Genomic DNA, 15,023 nt, shown 5'->3' on the forward strand with positions numbered 1-15,023 from the left:
CGGATCATCCTGCCAGCCATTCGGGTGACCTGTCCTTGCCAGCGCACAAGAATCCGAAAGCGTCGCCGCGGAGCCGCCAGGTAGCGTCCCGGTCATGTCCGCGACCGAAGGCGTCCACCAGATCAGCGAGCGGTACGTGCGAGATTTCGCCGCGCTCGACCCGAACACCGCCACCTACCTCGGTGTCCCTGGTCATGACCACAAGCTCACCGACTACTCGCCGGAGGGCCACGCCGCCCGCGCCGAGCTGAACCGCGCCGCCCTGCGCGACCTGCGCGCCGCCACCGCCGCGGACGCCGACGAGCAGGCCGCCAAGGACGTCTTCCTGGAGCGGGTCGGGCTGAGCGTGGAACGGCACGAGGCCGGGCTGGACGTCAGCGAGCTCAACGTCATCGCCAGCCCGGTGCACGAGCTGCGGCAGACCTTCGACCTGATGCCCAGTGGCACCGCGGAGGACTGGGCGGTGATCTCCGCCCGGCTCGGCGGCATGCCCACCGCGCTCGACCAGGTGCGCGCCGCGCTCAGCCACTCCGCGGCCAAGGGCCGGACCTCGGCGATCCGGCAGGTCCGTCGGGTGGCCGAGCAGTGCGAGACCTGGGCGGGCCGCCGCGGCGGGGAGTCCTTCTTCAGCACCATGGTTGCCGCCGCCGACCAGGTCGACGGGGTGTCCGCGGCGCTGACCGCCGACCTGCGCGCGCACGCCGAGGCCGCCTCCGCCGCCTACGCCGACTTCGGCCGGTTCCTGCGCGAGGAGCTCGCGCCCAGCGCCCCGGAGAAGGACGCGGTCGGCCTCGAGGTCTACCAGCTGTCCTCCCGGTTCTTCACCGGCGCCGCCCTGGACCTGCAGGAGGCCTACGAGTGGGGCTGGGAGGAGTTCTCCCGGATCGAGTCGGAGATGAAGCAGGTCGCCGGCCGGATCAAGCCGGGAGCCACGCTGGCCGAGGCGGCCGCCGCGCTGGACGCCGACCCGCGCTACCGGGTGCACGGTCAGGACGCCTTCCAGCGCTGGATGCAGGAGCTCTCCGACCGGGCGCTGACCGACCTGCGCGGCGTGCACTTCGAGATCCCGGACCGGCTGATGGCCCTGGAATGCCGGATCGCCCCGCCCGGCGGCACCGTGGGCGCCTACTACACCGGCCCCACCGACGACTTCTCCCGCCCCGGCCGGATGTGGTGGTCGGTGCCCGCGGACAAGGAGGACTTCTCCACCTGGCGCGAGGTCTCCACCGTCTACCACGAGGGCGTGCCGGGCCATCACCTGCAGATCGCCACCGCGGTGCACGAGGCCGAGCGGCTCAACACCTTCCAGCGCCTGCTGTGCTGGGTCTCCGGCCACGGCGAGGGTTGGGCGCTCTACGCCGAGCGGCTCATGCGCGAGCTGGGCTACCTCGACGACGACGGCAACCTGCTCGGCATGCTGGACGCGCACCTGTTCCGCGCGGCCAGGGTGATCGTGGACATCGGCATGCACCTGGAGCTGACCATCCCGGCCGGTTCCGGCTTCCACCCCGGCGAGCGCTGGACCCCGGAACTGGGCCTGGAGTTCATGCTCACCAGGACCATCACCGACGCCACCCACGTGCGCGACGAGATCGACCGGTACCTGGGCTGGCCCGGCCAGGCCCCCTCGTACAAGCTCGGCGAGCGGCTTTGGCTACAGGCCAGGGACGAGGCCAAGCAGCGCGAGGGCGCGGACTTCGACCTCAAGCGCTTCCACGAGCGCGCGCTGAAGATGGGCGCGATGGGCCTGGATCTCCTGAAGGAACGCCTCGGAGCTTAGGGCTCCAGCGGTAGCTGGCGGCCCAGGACCGCGAAGGGTCTTGGGTCGCCGGTGAAGGTGTAGTGCCGCAGCACGTCCTGGAAACCCAGGCGGCGGTACAGCTTCCACGCCCGGGACGGGCCCTCCGGGGTGGACAACAGCACGGTGCCGGAGTCGGTGCGGGACATCAGCCCGCGCAGCAGCTGCTCGCCGAGACCCTGGCCCTGGGCGTCCGGGCGCACGTGCAGCTCGGTCAGCTCGAAGTAGTCGCCCATCCACTGGTGCACCACGTTCGGCGCCGCGATCGCGGTCAGCCCGCGCCGGACCTGCTCGTGCCACCACTGCCCGCTCGCGCCGCGGTAGCCGTAGCCGATCCCGGCCAGCGCGCCCTGCTCGTCGTAGGCCCCCACACAGCGCCAGCCCGCGCGGACCATGTGCGCCAGCCACATCGGGGCCCGCTGCTGCACGGTGCTCGGCGGGTACCGCATCGCCGCCACGTACAGCGCCAGGGCCTCACCCAGCCGCAGGCGGAGGTCGTCGGCGCTCAGCTCGACGACGGTCTCGCTGATGCCGGGATGCTCTGCTGCGCTCACCGTCCCATCAGACCATGACCCGCCCGCGCCGCGGTGTTCCGCCCCACGTCGAGATGGGTTGAGCATTGTCGGTCCCCCAGGCTAGTGTGGAGTCGTTCGAACGCATGTTCGATAGATCATGTGTTCGGGCCAAGCCGGGCGGCGGGGTGGGGGAAGCACCTCGCCGCCCGGCGCCGCCGGCTTCCCCTCGGCGGAGTCGTCCTTTGTGGTGACGTCTTGAGGAGGCCGTGATGTCTGTCCCCGTCCACTTCCCGATCCAGCGGCGCAACTCCCCCGAGCTGCCCTACCGGCCGCGCACGGGTCCGGTGGCCGCGGCCGGTCTGCTCGCCCAGGCCCAGCGCGGCCTGGAGAACGCGCGCCGGGAGCCGCAGCCCGCCGAGCGCTACGCCGTGGCGCACCTGGCCGCGCTGCGCGCCGCCGCTTCGGTGCTGGCCATCCGGGCGCGTCCCCGCCCCGGCAAGAACCGCCCGACCAGCGTGTGGGTCCTGCTCGCACACGCAGCTCCTGAGCTGCGCGAATGGGCCGCCTTCTACGCCGCGGGCGCCAACCGCAGGGCGCAGGTGCAGGCCGGCATCACCCGGCTGGTCAGCCAGCGCGACGCCGACGACCTGCTCCGGCAGACCGAGGACTTCCTCGTGCTCGCCGAGCGGGTCCTGCACGAGGCAGACAGGTGAGCGGGCAGGCCCTCATCGACCCGGCCCGACTGCTCGACACCCTGCGCGCCGAAGGGGAGCTGCTCGCCGTGTGCGCTGCCGGGGCCGACCTCGGCAGCGCCGTGCCCGCGTGGCCGCGGCGGACCCTCGGTGAGGCGGTCCGCGCGGCCGCGCACGGCTACCGGCTCGCCCTGAGCTGGCTGCGCACCGGGGCTCCGCCGCTGGTCACCCCGGCCGAGGAGGAACCCGCGGAGCCGCTGCCCGAGCAGCTGCGCAGCGGCTTGCGCGAGCTGGCCGAGGAGCTGGCCGCGCACGATCCGTACGCGCCCTGCCCGACCTGGTGGCCGGCCGACTCCAGCTACGGGTTCTGGCGGCGGCGGATCGCGCACGAGAGCACGCTGCACCGGGTGGACGCGCAGTCCGCCGCGGGCGAGGAGCTGCTGGAGATCGCGCCGGAGTTCGCGGTGGACGGCGTGGACGAGGCGCTGCTGCTGTGGCTGGGCTACCGGCTGGGGCGGCTGGGCATCACCGGTCCGCAGCGCGGCACGGTCGGCCTGCGCACCGGCGGCCACGCCTGGCTGGTGCACACCGGCCCCGAGGGCACGGTGGCCGAACGCGTCTCCGCCACCGAGGCGGCAGGCGCGGACGGGCTGGTCACCGGCGAGCCCATGTCGGTCTACCTGTGGCTGTGGGGCCGGGTGCCGGACCGCACGGTGACCCTGGCCGGCAGCCGGGACGCCACCGCCCAGCTGTGGGCGCTGCTGAGGCTGGCCACCACCGCGGGTTGACATTGACGCTGCGTCAACTTCTACCGTTGACCTCACCGAACGACAACGGGAGGTGAGCCGCGGTGGAGTGGTCCATCCAGGACATCGCGCGCTCGGCAGGCACCACCAGCCGCACCCTGCGCCACTACGGCCAGCTGGGGCTGCTGCCGCCGAGCCGGGTGGGGAGCAACGGTTACCGGTACTACGACCAGAGCTCTCTCGTGCGCCTGCAACGGATTCTGCTGTTGCGGGAGCTCGGCCTCAGCCTCCCGATGATCTCCGAGGTGCTCGACGGGCAGCGGGACACCGCCGCCGCGCTGCGCACCCACCTGAAACTGCTGGAGCAGGAGCGGCAGCGGATCGGGCGGCAGATCGAGTCGGTGCGGACCACGTTGCGGAAGACGGAAGAAGGTGAAGAACTGATGGCTGCCGAGGTTTTCGACGGTTTTGACCACACGAAGTACGAGCAGGAGGTGACCGAGCGCTGGGGCAAGGAGGCATACCAGCGCGGTGACCAGTGGTGGCGCGGGCTCGGCGAGGACGGCCGCAAGGCGCACCTCGACGAGCAGGCGGAGATCGCCACCGGCCTGGCCGAGGCCGCGGCCGCCGGCCGGGACCCCGGTGACGAGGAAGTGCAGGCGATCGTGGCCCGGCACTACGAGTGGGTGGTCGCGGGCTGGCAGGGCAGGCGGCCCACCGCGGAGCAGTTCCGGGGGCTCGGCGAGATGTACGTGCAGGACGAGCGGTTCACCGCGAACTACGAGAAGTTCGGCACGGGCGTGGCCGGGTTCATCAGGGACGCGATGGCGGTCTACGCCGACCGCCGGCTGTAAATTCGGTTGGGACAGCTGGACATTCCGGCTACTGTTCCTCATGTGCCCGGTGCGCAGGCAACGGTTACTTCCACTCATAACGGCGATGTCGCGGGTTCGAATCCCGTCCAGGCTTCGGGCCTGGTAGCTCAGTCCGGTAGAGCACGCGTACCGTCGCCGACTCTGATCTCGGGCACACCTAATCTTTTTTCGTTACCACACAAGGGAAATCCTCGGGGGGTGTTCCATGGGCAAGTTCAACCTGCTGACCCGGCTGCGTACGCGACAGGGTGGCAAGGCGTACCAGCGGGACGCTCGCACCGAGCTGTTCCTGTTGGCGGTCAGCAACTTCGTCGGTGAGGCCTCCTGCTACGAGCTCGCCGAGGACCGGGACAACCGTTACGCCGCACTGGTTCGGTCCAACACGCTGCTCGATCCGGAGTGGACGGCGCGGCTGCTCGGCTGGCTGCGCGGTTCGGCGAACCTGCGTTCGGCGGCGCTGGCCGGCGCGGTGGAGTTCGCGCGGACCAGGCAGGAGCACCAGCTGTCCGGGTTGACCCGGCAGGTGGTGGAATCCGTGCTGCAGCGGGCCGACGAACCCGGCGAGCTGCTGGCCTACTGGACCGCGCGCTACGGCCGCGCGATCCCGAAGCCGGTCAAGCGGGGTGTCGCGGACGCGGTGCGCAGGCTCTACGACGAGCGTGCCGCGCTCAAGTGGGACTCGGCCGCGCGTGGCTTCCGCTTCGCCGACGTGCTCGAGCTGACCCACCCGGCACCCAGGGATGCGTTGCAGGGCAGGCTGTTCCGCTGGCTCATCGACGCGCGGCACGACCGCGCCGGTGCGCCGGAAGGACTGCCGGTCCTGCAGGCCCGCCAGGCATTGACCGCGTTGCCGGTGCAGGCCCGGCGTGCGCTGCTGGTCCGCGACCCGGCCAAGGCCGTCACCGACCTGCACGAGGCCGGGATGACCTGGGAGGCGCTGGCCGGCTGGGCGCAGGCTCCGCTGGACGCGGCGGCCTGGTCCGCGGTGCTCCCGGCCATGGGCTACATGGCGTTGCTGCGCAACCTGCGCAACTTCGACCGGGCCGGGATCAGCGACCAGGATGTCGCCCGGGTCGCGGCGCGGCTGACCGACCCGGCCCAGGTGGCCAGGTCCCGGCAGCTGCCGCTGCGGTTCCTGGCGGCCCACCGGGCAGCGGGCGCGCGCTGGTCGGCCAGCCTGGACACGGCGCTGACCTGTTCCCTGGCCTCGGTGCCGAGGCTGACCGGCCGCACCCTGGTGCTGATCGACACGTCCTACTCGATGACCGACTCGTTCTCCCGCGACGGCACGCTGAAGCGGTGGGACGCGGCGGTGCTGTTCGGCCTCGCCCTCGCGGCGCGGGCCGAGCACGCCACCGTGGTGTCGTACTCCGACCACAGCGCGGTTTTCCCGCTGCGCCCGGAGGAACCGGTGCTGCGGGGCGTGCGCAGGTGGGAGTCAGACGGCTTCTTCCTCGGCTCGGGCACGGACACCGTCGGCGCGCTGCGGAAGCACTTCCGCGGGCACGACCGGGTGGTGGTCCTGACCGACGAGCAGCACAGCGACGGCGACGTCAGCACCGCCATCCCGGCCAGGGTTCCGCTGTTCACCTGGAACCTGGCCGGATACGCACCCGGCCACACCCCGGCAGGTCAGCCGAACCGGCACACCTTCGGCGGCCTGACCGACCGCTCGTTCGAGCTGCTGTCCCTGGTGGAACGCGGCGAACGCGGCGAGTGGCCGTTCTAGACCCGGTGGACCGAGCGATCACGGGGATCGCTCGGTCCACTGTGGACGGTTACCGGCCGGCCTTGCCGAACCAGGTGGCCAGCGCCCGGCGCAGCGCTTCCGCCGCGCCGGGCGCGTCCGCGGCGCCCGCCCAGGCCACGTAGCCGTCGGGCCGCACCAGCACGACCTCGACTTCCCCAAGCCCGGCCCCGGTGCCTGTACGCGTACGCACCCCGGCTGAGGCGCCCAGTGCGGTCGGCTCCGGCGGTTCTTCCTGCCGGGCCGGCTCCACGTCCAGGTCAGCCCGCACCAGGTCGACCCGGTCCGCCCAGTCCCGCGCCACGGCCACCAGCTCCGGCGCGTCCGCCAGCGCCAGCAGCACCGGCCGGGCCGCGCGCATCAGCTCCGCCACCCTGGTCGGCCCCGCCGCGGTGCGCAGGGACACATCCGGCAGCCAGCGGCCCACCAGCGGATGCGGATTCAGCACGCCCATGTCGTAGCGGATGTCCGCGCCCGCCATCAGGTCCGCGATCCGCCGGATCACCACCTCCTCGGTGAGCAGCTCCGTCATCAGCTCGCGCAGCGCGGTCACGTTCGGCCCTGGCGAGACCAGCGCGGTCTGCGCCCTGGTGTGCATGAGCACCCGCTCACCGACCGGGAACCGTTCCCGCTCATAGGAGTCCAGCAGTTCCGCGCCTGCCCGGCCGGTGAGCACCGCGGCCAGTTTCCAGCCCAGGTTCAGCGCGTCCTGCATGCCCAGGTTCAGCCCAGGGCCGCCGATGCCGGAGTGCACGTGCGCCGAGTCGCCCACCAGCAGCACCCGGCCGTCCCGGTACCGCTCGGCCTGCCGGGAGTTGATGCCCGCGGTGGTGCGGTCCGGCTCGTCCATGCCCTCCACCAGGCGCATCGGGATGTCCGTGCCGAGCACCCGGCCCGCTGCCGCGCGCAACCCGGCCAGCCCGGACTCCGCCTCGTCCCGGTGCCACTCCATCACGAACACCCGGTACTGGCCGGGGGTGAACATGCCGTAGGCGAACAGGCCGCGTTCGGTGCGCCGGAAAGTGGCCGGGTACAGCCGTCCGATGCCAGGCACCTCCAGCTCCCCGGTGCCGGGCACCGCCACCGGCTCCTCGATCGCCACACTGCCGATCCAGCCGGTGAAGGAGTCGTCGGTGACCCCGGGAAAGCCGATGCCGCAACGCTTCCGGATCGTGCTGCGCCCGCCGTCCGCGCCGATCAGGTACCGGGCGCGGATCTCCTGTTCACCCTGAGGCGTCCGGACCCGCACGGTGACCCCGTCAGCGTCCTGGGTGAAGTCGGCGACCTCGTGCTCGCGCCGGATCTCCACCCCGAGCTCCAGCGCGCGCTTGGTGAGCAGCTCCTCCATCCTGGCCTGCGGCACCGCGAGCGTGCCCAGCGCGTGATCGTCCACAATGGACAGGTCCAGTACCAGCGCGCCGAACTGGAAGAACGGCGTGCGCGGCGGGCGGCCGGTCTGCCCGCTGAAAGCCTGGTAGAGGCCGCGGTGGTCGAGCGCCTCCACCACCCGGCCGACCAGGCCGTTGGCCTTGGGTTCCAGCGAGGGTTCGGCGAGTCGTTCCAGCACCACCGGCCGCACCCCGCCCAGGGCCAGTTCGCAGGCCAGCAGCAACCCGTTCGGGCCGCCACCGGCGATGACCACGTCAAGCTGTTCTGCCACGGTGTCCTCCTTGCTCTTGCCAGCTGGACGAGGGCATGGCGGAGCGACCGCGGCGGGGAAAGTCGTTACGGCGCAGGCAGTCCGGCCGAAACCTGGGCCAGCGCGTCGGAGATCAGCGGGATCACCGGCCGCGGCGGGTCGGCGTGCATCCAGAGTTCGGTGGCCACCGCGATGGCCGAGCTGACCGAGCCGGCGACCAGCCGCGGATAGAGGTCCCGCCGCACGTCGGTGCCGGTGCGCTCGGCGACCACCTCGGCGAACTCCTGGTCGGCCTGCGCACTGGCCTTGAGGAACTCGCCGACCACACTCGGCTCCGCGGTCATCAGCCGCACCCCGGCCTGCCACGCCGGATCCGGCGGCGCCTCGGCCATGGCCTGGAAGTGCCCGAGCACGGCCTCGGCCACCGCGGTCCACAGCGGTTCGGCCGCGGGCCGCTCCCGCAGCCGGACCCCGATCTGCCTGGCGCGCTCCAGGTGCCGGTAGGCGATCGCCTCGGCCTTGCCGCTGAAGTAGTTGTTGAAGGTCCGCGCGGACACCCCGGCCTCCGCCGCGATGTCCTCGACCAGCACGTTGTCCAGCCCGCGCTCGACCGCCAGCCGCACCGCGGCCCAGCTGAGCGCCTGCCGGGTGGCCGCCTTCTTGCGTTCGCGCAGACCGGGTTCCATGACGCCACCGTAGCGAGAAAAGTTCGCGCCCCGCAAGTTTTCGGGACGCGCAACTTTTGCGGGTTGAGGGGAACCGCGTTAGCGTGCCGGTATGCAATATATTAGCCGGGTGGACCGGTCGCTGTTGCGAGACCGCGCGCTGACCGCCATCCGCCAGGCCATCGTGGTCGGCGACCTGCCACCCGGCTCGCCGGTGCGCGACGTCGAGCTGGCCGAACGCCTTGGCCTGTCCCGCACGCCGGTCCGGGAGGCGCTGGCCCGCCTGGCCGACGAGGGGCTGATCGAGAGCAAACCGCACTCCTACACCAGGGTCACCGCGGTCGACCCGGAGGCGTTGCGGGACGCGCAGGTGGTGGTGCAGGCCATGCAGTCGGTGGCTGCGCGGCTGGCTGTGCCGAGGATGGGGGAGCCGGACCTGGCCGCGATGCGGGCGGCCAACGAGCGGCTCGCGGCGGCGCTGGCCGCCGGCGATCCGCTGGCGGCGCTGACCGCGGACCAGGACTTCCACGCGATCGCGATCGCGGCCTGCGGCAACGCCGCGGTCGCCGCGACCATCGAGCGGTACCTGCCCGCGCTGCACCGCCTGGTGCTGCTGCGCTTCGACACCCTCGCCGCGCGGGACTCGGTGCGCATGCACGAGGAGATCATCGCCGCTTGCCGCGCGGGCGAGGCCGAGCGCGCCGCGCGACTGGTCGAGACCAACTGGGCCACTCTCACCACGCACGACGACAGGAGCAGCACGTGAGCCTGGCGAAGTTCCCCCGCTACCCCCTGCTGTTCGGCCCCTCCCCGGTGCATGAGCTGACCCGGCTGACCCGGCACCTGGGCGGCGCCCGGATCTGGGCCAAGCGCGAGGACTGCAACTCCGGCCTCGCCTACGGCGGCAACAAGGTGCGCAAGCTGGAGTACCTGGTGGTGGACGCGCTCGCGCAGGGCTGCGACACGCTGGTCTCCATCGGCGGCGTGCAGTCCAACCACACCCGCCAGGTGGCCGCGGTCGCCGCGGTGACCGGGATGCGCGCGGTGCTGGTGCAGGAGGACTGGGTCGAGCACGACACCCCCGGCTACGCCCAGGTGGGCAACCTGCAGCTGAGCAGGCTGCTGGGCGCGGACATCCGGCGCTCGTCAGCCGGTTTCGACATCGGCTACCGGCCCAGCTGGGAGCAGGCCCTCGCCGAGGTCAGGGCCGAGGGCGGCACCCCGTACGCCATCCCGGCAGGAGCCAGCGACCATCCCCTTGGCGGCCTCGGCTTCGCCCGCTGGGCCCAGGAAGTCGTTGAGCAGGAACGGGAGCTGGGAATCTTCTTCGACACCATCGTGGTCTGCTCGGTGACCGGCTCCACGCAGGCGGGCATGATCGCCGGCTTCGCCGCCGCGGGCGGCCCACCGCGCCGGGTGATCGGCATCGACGCCTCAGCCGCTCCCGAGACGACACGCGAACAGGTCCGCCGCATCGCCGAGAACACCGCCACCCTGCTGGAAACCGAGCTCCCGCCCGACGCGCTGATCCTGGACGAGCGCTACCACGCAGGCGCCTACGGCATCCCGGACGAGCAGACCCTGGCCGCGATGCGCGTCGCGGCCCGGACCGAGGGCATGATCACCGACCCGGTGTACGAGGGCAAGTCCATGGCAGGGTTGCTGGACCTGGTCTCCCGCAAGGAGATCGGCCCGGACTCGACGGTGCTGTACGCGCACCTGGGCGGCCAGCCCGCGCTGAACGCCTACCCGGAGCTGTTCGCCGGCTAACCCGCGCGTCCGCCACCCTCCGCCGCGCGGCCCACCGCGCCCTGCCTGCCCGCCGCGCCCGGCCCGCCGCGTCCGCCGCCGTGCGTCGCTAGCCCAGCCGCGTAGCCAGCCCGTCCAGGATCCGGGCCAGCCCGTAGTCGAAGCGGTGGTCGCGGGGCTGGTCCTGGCGCTCGTAGGCCGCGGTCAGCTCGCTCAGCCGCGGATAGGGCGCCATGGCCTGCGCCGCGGTCTCCCGCAACCGTTCCGCCCAGTCCGCCTCGCCCTGCCCGCTGCGCGCCAGCGTGGTCAGCCAGGCCGCCTCGCTGGTGCTGATGCCGATCACGTACGCGGCCACCACGCTCAGCGCCTGGTCCGCCTCCAGCAGGTCGAAACCGGCGGCCAGGTAGACCGCGAGCATCCGGTCGTTGAGCCGCATCACGTTGGGGCCCAGGTACGAGAGCCCCGCCTGCCCGAGCACCGAGGCCATCCACGGGTGCCGCAGGATCATCGCGCGCATGCTGTGCGCGCAGGCCGTCGCGCCCGCCCGCCAGTCCTCGTCCGGGTCCGGGATCTCGATCTCGCCGTAGACCTCGTCCACCACGAGCTCGATCAGCTCGTCCTTGTTGGCCACGTGCCGGTACAGCGAGGTCGCGCCCGCGCCCAGCCGCGCGCCCAGGTTGCGCATGCTCAGCGTCTCCAGGCCCTCGGCGTCGAGCAGCCGGACGGCCTCGGCCACGATCTGCCCCCGGCTCAGCGCGGGTTGCTCGCGGGTGCGGCGCGGACGGGTCCACACCGACAGGTTCGGCTTCTGCTCAGCGGCCATGCTCGAAGGCTAGCGCACGATGTGCGCAGTTGCGCCCCTTCTCTTCATCTGCGTACAGTGTGCGCAACACCGAAACACCGTTCGCAACTCTGGGGAGCATCCGATGACCTTCGACCTCGCGCACTGGCAGACCCGGCTCGACCAGCTCCGCGCCCTGCACCACGTGCCAGGCGCGACCCTGGCGGTGCTGGCGGACGGCCGGATCCACGAGCTGGCCAGCGGCCTGCTGCACCGCGGCACCGGCGTGCCCGCGACCACCGAGTCGGTGTTCCAGCTCGGCTCGGTCGCCAAGGTGTACACGGCCACCCTGGTCATGCGGCTGGTCGAGGCCGGCGACCTGGACCTGGAGGCGCGGGTCGTGGACGTGCTGCCGGAGTTCCGCGTCGCCGATCCCGAGGCGACCAAGACGATCACAGTCCGCCAGCTGCTCAACCACACCAGCGGCCTCAGCGGCGACTTCAGCCTGGACACCGGCCGCGGCGACGACGCGCTGGCCAAGTACGTCGAAGCCTGCGCCGACCTCGGCCAGGACTTCCCGCCCGGCGCGGCCTTCGCCTACAGCAGCAGCGGGTACAGCCTGCTCGGCCGGATCATCGAGGTGGTCACCGGCCAGACCTGGGAGCAGGCCCTGCGCACCCGGCTGCTGGAGCCGCTGGGCCTGACCCACTCGGTCACCCTGCCCGAGGAGGTCCTGCGCTTCCGCGCCGCCATCGGCCACGAGGGCCCCGCCGGCCAGGACCCCGCGCCGGTCCCGGTGTGGAACCTGATGACCCGCAACGCCGGCCCCTACGGCGGCGCCCTGTGCGCCAGCGCCGGTGACGTGGTCCGCTTCGCCCGCCTACACCTCGACGGCGGCCGAACCCCCGACGGCGGCGCCCTGCTCACCGCGGGGACGGTGGCCGCGATGCAGCACCGCGAGGTCGAGGTCCCGGACAAGTGGACGGTCAGTTCCGACGCCTGGGGCCTGGGCTGGACCCTGTACGACTGGCACGGCACCCCCGGCTACGGCCACGACGGCGCCGCCACCGGCCAGTTCGCCTACCTGCGCGTCATCCCGGGCGCCGGGGTCGCGGTCGCCCTGCTCACCAACGGCGGCGACGCCCGCCTGCTGTACGCGGACCTGTTCCGCGAACTACTGGCCGAGCTCGCCGACGTCACCATGCCCGCCCCCTTCGGCCCGCCAGCCCAGCCCATCGCGGTGGACTTGGCCCGCTTCACCGGGACCTACCGCCGCGAAGGCGTGGAGATCACGGTGGCTGAACAGGAGGGCGTGACCCGGCTGGTGTACCGGTTCGTGGGCGGGATGGCGGTGTACTCGGACGCGCTGGAGCTGGAGCTGACGGCGGTGTCGGTGTCGGAGCGGGTGACGGTGTGCGCGGGCCCGGGGACGGGGACGTTCAGCGGCGACTGGATGCCGGTGGTGTTCACGGAGCTGCCGGATGGGACGGGGTGCGTGTACGTGGGTGCGCGGGCAACGCCGAAGGTCGCCTGACCGGGTGGCCGATCCGCCGCCCGCGCCCGCGGCCGGGATTCAGCCCGTGGGCTGGACGTTCTGGCGCAGGTCGGGTGCCGTGGTCGGCGCGGGGAAGGTCAGCGGGCTGGCCTCCACGCAGGCGGTGGGGCTCGCGGTGCCCTCCGGGCGGCCCGGCTTGCCGAAGTCCAGGGTGAAGCAGCGGGTGGCGGTGGCTTCCGGCGGGCCGGAGCGGCGGTCACCCGTCATCCAGTTGCTGCGCCAGCCCTCCCCGGTGACCCGGACGAGCAGCGACACCCCGCCCAGAGCCCGTTCCACGCCCTCGGTGCGCAGCACCTGGACGCCGGCCTGCTCGGTGGCCAGGCGGGCATGGTCGGTGACACCGGACAGGCGCAAGCGCGCCAGGTGGTCGCCGAGGGCGTTGGCCCGGCGGGTGGCGTCGGTCTCGGCGTTCTCCTGCGCGCTGGTGCCGTCGAACAGCCCGGTGAACAGCCACACCGGTACCGCCAGCAGCGCCGCGGCCACCCCGAAGATCGCCAGCCCCCCGGCGACCGTACTGGTCGTGCGTATCCCCATGGGGAAATCTTGGCGGCTCAGGCGGTGAAGCGGAAGGTGCTCACCACCGCAGCGTGATCGGAGGTCCACTCGTTGTCGCGGTGGTGGGGCACCGGCTTCGGCGTGCCGACGACCACCGTGCGCGAGTCCAGCACCCGCAGCGACCCCTTGACGTGGATGAAGTCGATGCGGTCCTGGGGTTCCGGCTTACCCGCCTCGTCGTTCCAGGGGTAGACCGGGGACCAGGTGTTGCCGGGGCCGCGGGCCGGGTCGGGGTGCACGGCGCGGTAGGAGTCGGTCAGGCCTGCCTTGGCGACCTCCTTGGTGGTGGGCCAGTCGATGGTGTAACCGCAGTGGGACTTCCGGGTGGCCGCGGTCCAGTCCAGGTGCGAGGGTGTGTTGAAGTCACCGGCCAGGATCACCGGGGTGCGCTCGGCGTCGGCCAGCTCCTCGCGCAGCTCGGCCAGGATGTCGCGGATCTCTTGGGGTCGCTGGGAGTCCTCCTCTCGGCGCAGGACCTGCGCGGTGCTCATGCCCGCGTGACAGGCGTCGTACGGGCCGTACGGGGTGTAGTTCAGGTGCGCCGACCACACCACCGTCTCCTTGCCCTCGGGCAGCCGGATCCGGATTCCGGCTCCCTTGAGGGTTTTCCCGGTCGCGCTGGTCGGGGCGTACCTGGCGGTGATCGGGTACCGGCTGATCAGGCCGAGGCTGTAGCTGGCCTGGTAGTGATGCCAGCCGAGCTCGGCCGCCAGTTCCTTGGCCGCGACGCTGTAGGTCTCCTGCATGGCCACCACGTCCACGGCCTGCTCCCGAAGAAAGCGGACCTGCTTGGCGCGGTAGTCGTTGACCTTGGTGCCGCCGTACCAGAGGTTGACCGACATGACTTTCAGCTGTCCCGGCGCGGCGGGCGCCGCCACCGCGGGCCCGGCCATCACAGGCACGGCGGCGCCCAGCGGCAGAACGGCACTGGTCAGCAGGGCGAGCAGTCTGGTGAGTCGCACCAGGGCACGCTGACAGCCGGAGGTGTCCGGCAGGCAGCCGCCGATCGACGGGCGGGTATCAGTTTTTCAGGCTCGTAGTCGTAGTCCCTTCGGTGTGGCCCGGAAACCGGCCTCGCGCAACACATCGGCCAGGTGCGAGGTCAACGCGACCTCGCCGTCGGCCCGCTGGACCGCGAGCTGCCCCAGCCAGCCGTCGTGCACCGCCTGGGCGAGCGCGGCCGCGGCGCTGCGCAACGCGCCCTCCTCGTCGGTGAAGGACAGCAGCGACCGCCCACCCCGCTCCACGTACAGCGCGGGCACCCCGTCGACGAGCACCGCCAGCGCACCGGCCTTGCGGCCAGGGCGGTGTTTGGTGTCGCCGACCGCGGCCGGCCAGGGCAGCGCGGCGCCGTAGGGCTGGGCCGGGTCGGCCGCGGCCAGCACCACGGCGGTGGGCTGGCCGGGTAAGGGCTCGCCGCCGCGGGCGTTGGCGCGGAGCTGGTCCACCGCGCCGCGGACGGCGAACTGCGCTGCGCCAAGGCCGTCGACCACGTAACCGCGGACCACCTGGCCCGAGTCCTCCATGGCGCGCAGCACCCGGTAGACCGCGCTGAACCCGCCGGTGACCCGCTCGGTCTCCAGCGCGCCCCTGGTGAGCACGCCGTGGCGTTCCAGAAACGCCTCGGCGCGGGCGCCCCGGCGTCACCGTGGTGGCCGAGCAGACCGGCGACTTCTCCAGGGAGAAGGGCCAGACCGTGGCCGAGC

The 15,023-nt window shown here is 72.4% G+C and carries 14 protein-coding genes and 1 pseudogene; 8 read left to right on the plus strand and 7 right to left on the minus strand.

Annotation, left to right across the window (positions count from 1 at the left end):
• Positions 1-94 precede the first annotated feature (94 nt).
• Positions 95-1,780: a DUF885 domain-containing protein gene (locus ACWDY5_RS30320; RefSeq protein WP_449725558.1), complete on the plus strand. Its 1,686-nt coding sequence runs from the start codon at positions 95-97 to the stop codon at positions 1,778-1,780.
• Here ACWDY5_RS30320 and ACWDY5_RS30325 read toward each other — a convergent pair.
• Entirely contained in the window at positions 1,777-2,352 is a 576-nt protein-coding gene (locus ACWDY5_RS30325) for a GNAT family N-acetyltransferase (RefSeq protein WP_449725559.1), read from the minus strand. The genes ACWDY5_RS30320 and ACWDY5_RS30325 overlap by 4 nt on opposite strands.
• A 230-nt stretch (positions 2,353-2,582) precedes the next feature.
• On the opposite strand from ACWDY5_RS30325, the gene ACWDY5_RS30330 reads away from it, so the two are divergent.
• The 4 genes from ACWDY5_RS30330 (at position 2,583) to ACWDY5_RS30345 (ending at position 6,355) form a co-directional block, all read left to right on the plus strand.
• Positions 2,583-3,026 carry an SAV_6107 family HEPN domain-containing protein gene (locus tag ACWDY5_RS30330; protein WP_252485822.1) on the plus strand — a complete coding sequence of 148 codons (444 nt, stop codon included), beginning with the start codon at positions 2,583-2,585 and terminating at the stop codon, positions 3,024-3,026.
• Positions 3,023-3,793, plus strand: coding sequence for a maleylpyruvate isomerase N-terminal domain-containing protein (locus ACWDY5_RS30335; RefSeq protein ID WP_449725560.1), 771 nt, complete (start codon positions 3,023-3,025; stop codon positions 3,791-3,793). The genes ACWDY5_RS30330 and ACWDY5_RS30335 overlap by 4 nt, the downstream gene beginning before the upstream one ends.
• Before the next feature lie 62 nt (positions 3,794-3,855).
• On the plus strand, positions 3,856-4,605 hold the full coding sequence (locus tag ACWDY5_RS30340) for a MerR family transcriptional regulator (RefSeq protein ID WP_449725561.1): 750 nt from the start codon (positions 3,856-3,858) through the stop codon (positions 4,603-4,605).
• 226 nt (positions 4,606-4,831) lie between these two features.
• Positions 4,832-6,355 (plus strand): TROVE domain-containing protein, encoded by a 1,524-nt coding sequence (locus ACWDY5_RS30345; protein ID WP_449725562.1) that lies wholly within the window; start codon positions 4,832-4,834, stop codon positions 6,353-6,355.
• A 49-nt stretch (positions 6,356-6,404) separates the two neighbouring features.
• Here ACWDY5_RS30345 and ACWDY5_RS30350 read toward each other — a convergent pair whose 3' ends face one another.
• Together ACWDY5_RS30350 and ACWDY5_RS30355 are read right to left on the minus strand one after the other, a co-directional pair.
• Positions 6,405-8,033: an FAD-dependent monooxygenase gene (locus tag ACWDY5_RS30350; RefSeq protein WP_449725563.1), complete on the minus strand. Its 1,629-nt coding sequence runs from the start codon at positions 8,031-8,033 to the stop codon at positions 6,405-6,407.
• A gap of 65 nt (positions 8,034-8,098) precedes the next feature.
• Positions 8,099-8,698 (minus strand): acyl-CoA-like ligand-binding transcription factor, encoded by a 600-nt coding sequence (locus ACWDY5_RS30355; protein WP_449725564.1) that lies wholly within the window; start codon positions 8,696-8,698, stop codon positions 8,099-8,101.
• A 109-nt stretch (positions 8,699-8,807) separates the two neighbouring features.
• Between ACWDY5_RS30355 and ACWDY5_RS30360 the strand changes: the two genes are divergently transcribed.
• Both ACWDY5_RS30360 and ACWDY5_RS30365 read left to right on the plus strand, forming a co-directional pair.
• Positions 8,808-9,443, plus strand: coding sequence for a GntR family transcriptional regulator (locus ACWDY5_RS30360; protein WP_449725565.1), 636 nt, complete (start codon positions 8,808-8,810; stop codon positions 9,441-9,443).
• Complete coding sequence (locus tag ACWDY5_RS30365; RefSeq protein ID WP_449725566.1) at positions 9,440-10,447, plus strand: 1-aminocyclopropane-1-carboxylate deaminase; 1,008 nt, start codon at positions 9,440-9,442, stop codon at positions 10,445-10,447. The genes ACWDY5_RS30360 and ACWDY5_RS30365 overlap by 4 nt, the downstream gene beginning before the upstream one ends.
• Before the next feature lie 88 nt (positions 10,448-10,535).
• Here ACWDY5_RS30365 and ACWDY5_RS30370 read toward each other — a convergent pair whose 3' ends face one another.
• Positions 10,536-11,249, minus strand: coding sequence for a TetR/AcrR family transcriptional regulator (locus ACWDY5_RS30370; RefSeq protein WP_449725567.1), 714 nt, complete (start codon positions 11,247-11,249; stop codon positions 10,536-10,538).
• A 103-nt stretch (positions 11,250-11,352) separates the two neighbouring features.
• On the opposite strand from ACWDY5_RS30370, the gene ACWDY5_RS30375 reads away from it, so the two are divergent.
• Entirely contained in the window at positions 11,353-12,741 is a 1,389-nt protein-coding gene (locus tag ACWDY5_RS30375; protein ID WP_449725568.1) for a serine hydrolase domain-containing protein, read from the plus strand.
• 39 nt (positions 12,742-12,780) lie between these two features.
• Here ACWDY5_RS30375 and ACWDY5_RS30380 read toward each other — a convergent pair whose 3' ends face one another.
• The 3 genes and pseudogenes from ACWDY5_RS30380 to ACWDY5_RS30390 all read right to left on the minus strand — a co-directional run.
• The gene (locus ACWDY5_RS30380) at positions 12,781-13,296 is read right to left on the minus strand and encodes a hypothetical protein (RefSeq protein WP_449725569.1); all 516 of its coding nucleotides are present in this window, start codon (positions 13,294-13,296) and stop codon (positions 12,781-12,783) included.
• Positions 13,297-13,313: 17 nt separating this feature from the next.
• Positions 13,314-14,279 (minus strand): endonuclease/exonuclease/phosphatase family protein, encoded by a 966-nt coding sequence (locus tag ACWDY5_RS30385; protein WP_449725570.1) that lies wholly within the window; start codon positions 14,277-14,279, stop codon positions 13,314-13,316.
• A 66-nt stretch (positions 14,280-14,345) separates the two neighbouring features.
• A pseudogene (locus ACWDY5_RS30390) lies at positions 14,346-14,960 on the minus strand (Lhr family helicase); the annotation flags it as partial.
• Positions 14,961-15,023: the final 63 nt, after the last annotated feature.

Source organism: Crossiella sp. NPDC003009, from assembly GCF_053591555.1.

Coding starts and splice junctions, on each gene's coding strand:
- ACWDY5_RS30330 (WP_252485822.1), top strand. CDS start 2,583: ATGTCTGTCCCCGTCCACTTCCCGATCCAGCGGCGCAACTCCCCCGAG.
- ACWDY5_RS30345 (WP_449725562.1), top strand. CDS start 4,832: ATGGGCAAGTTCAACCTGCTGACCCGGCTGCGTACGCGACAGGGTGGC.
- ACWDY5_RS30320 (WP_449725558.1), top strand. CDS start 95: ATGTCCGCGACCGAAGGCGTCCACCAGATCAGCGAGCGGTACGTGCGA.
- ACWDY5_RS30375 (WP_449725568.1), top strand. CDS start 11,353: ATGACCTTCGACCTCGCGCACTGGCAGACCCGGCTCGACCAGCTCCGC.
- ACWDY5_RS30370 (WP_449725567.1), bottom strand. CDS start 11,249: ATGGCCGCTGAGCAGAAGCCGAACCTGTCGGTGTGGACCCGTCCGCGC.
- ACWDY5_RS30355 (WP_449725564.1), bottom strand. CDS start 8,698: ATGGAACCCGGTCTGCGCGAACGCAAGAAGGCGGCCACCCGGCAGGCG.
- ACWDY5_RS30380 (WP_449725569.1), bottom strand. CDS start 13,296: ATGGGGATACGCACGACCAGTACGGTCGCCGGGGGGCTGGCGATCTTC.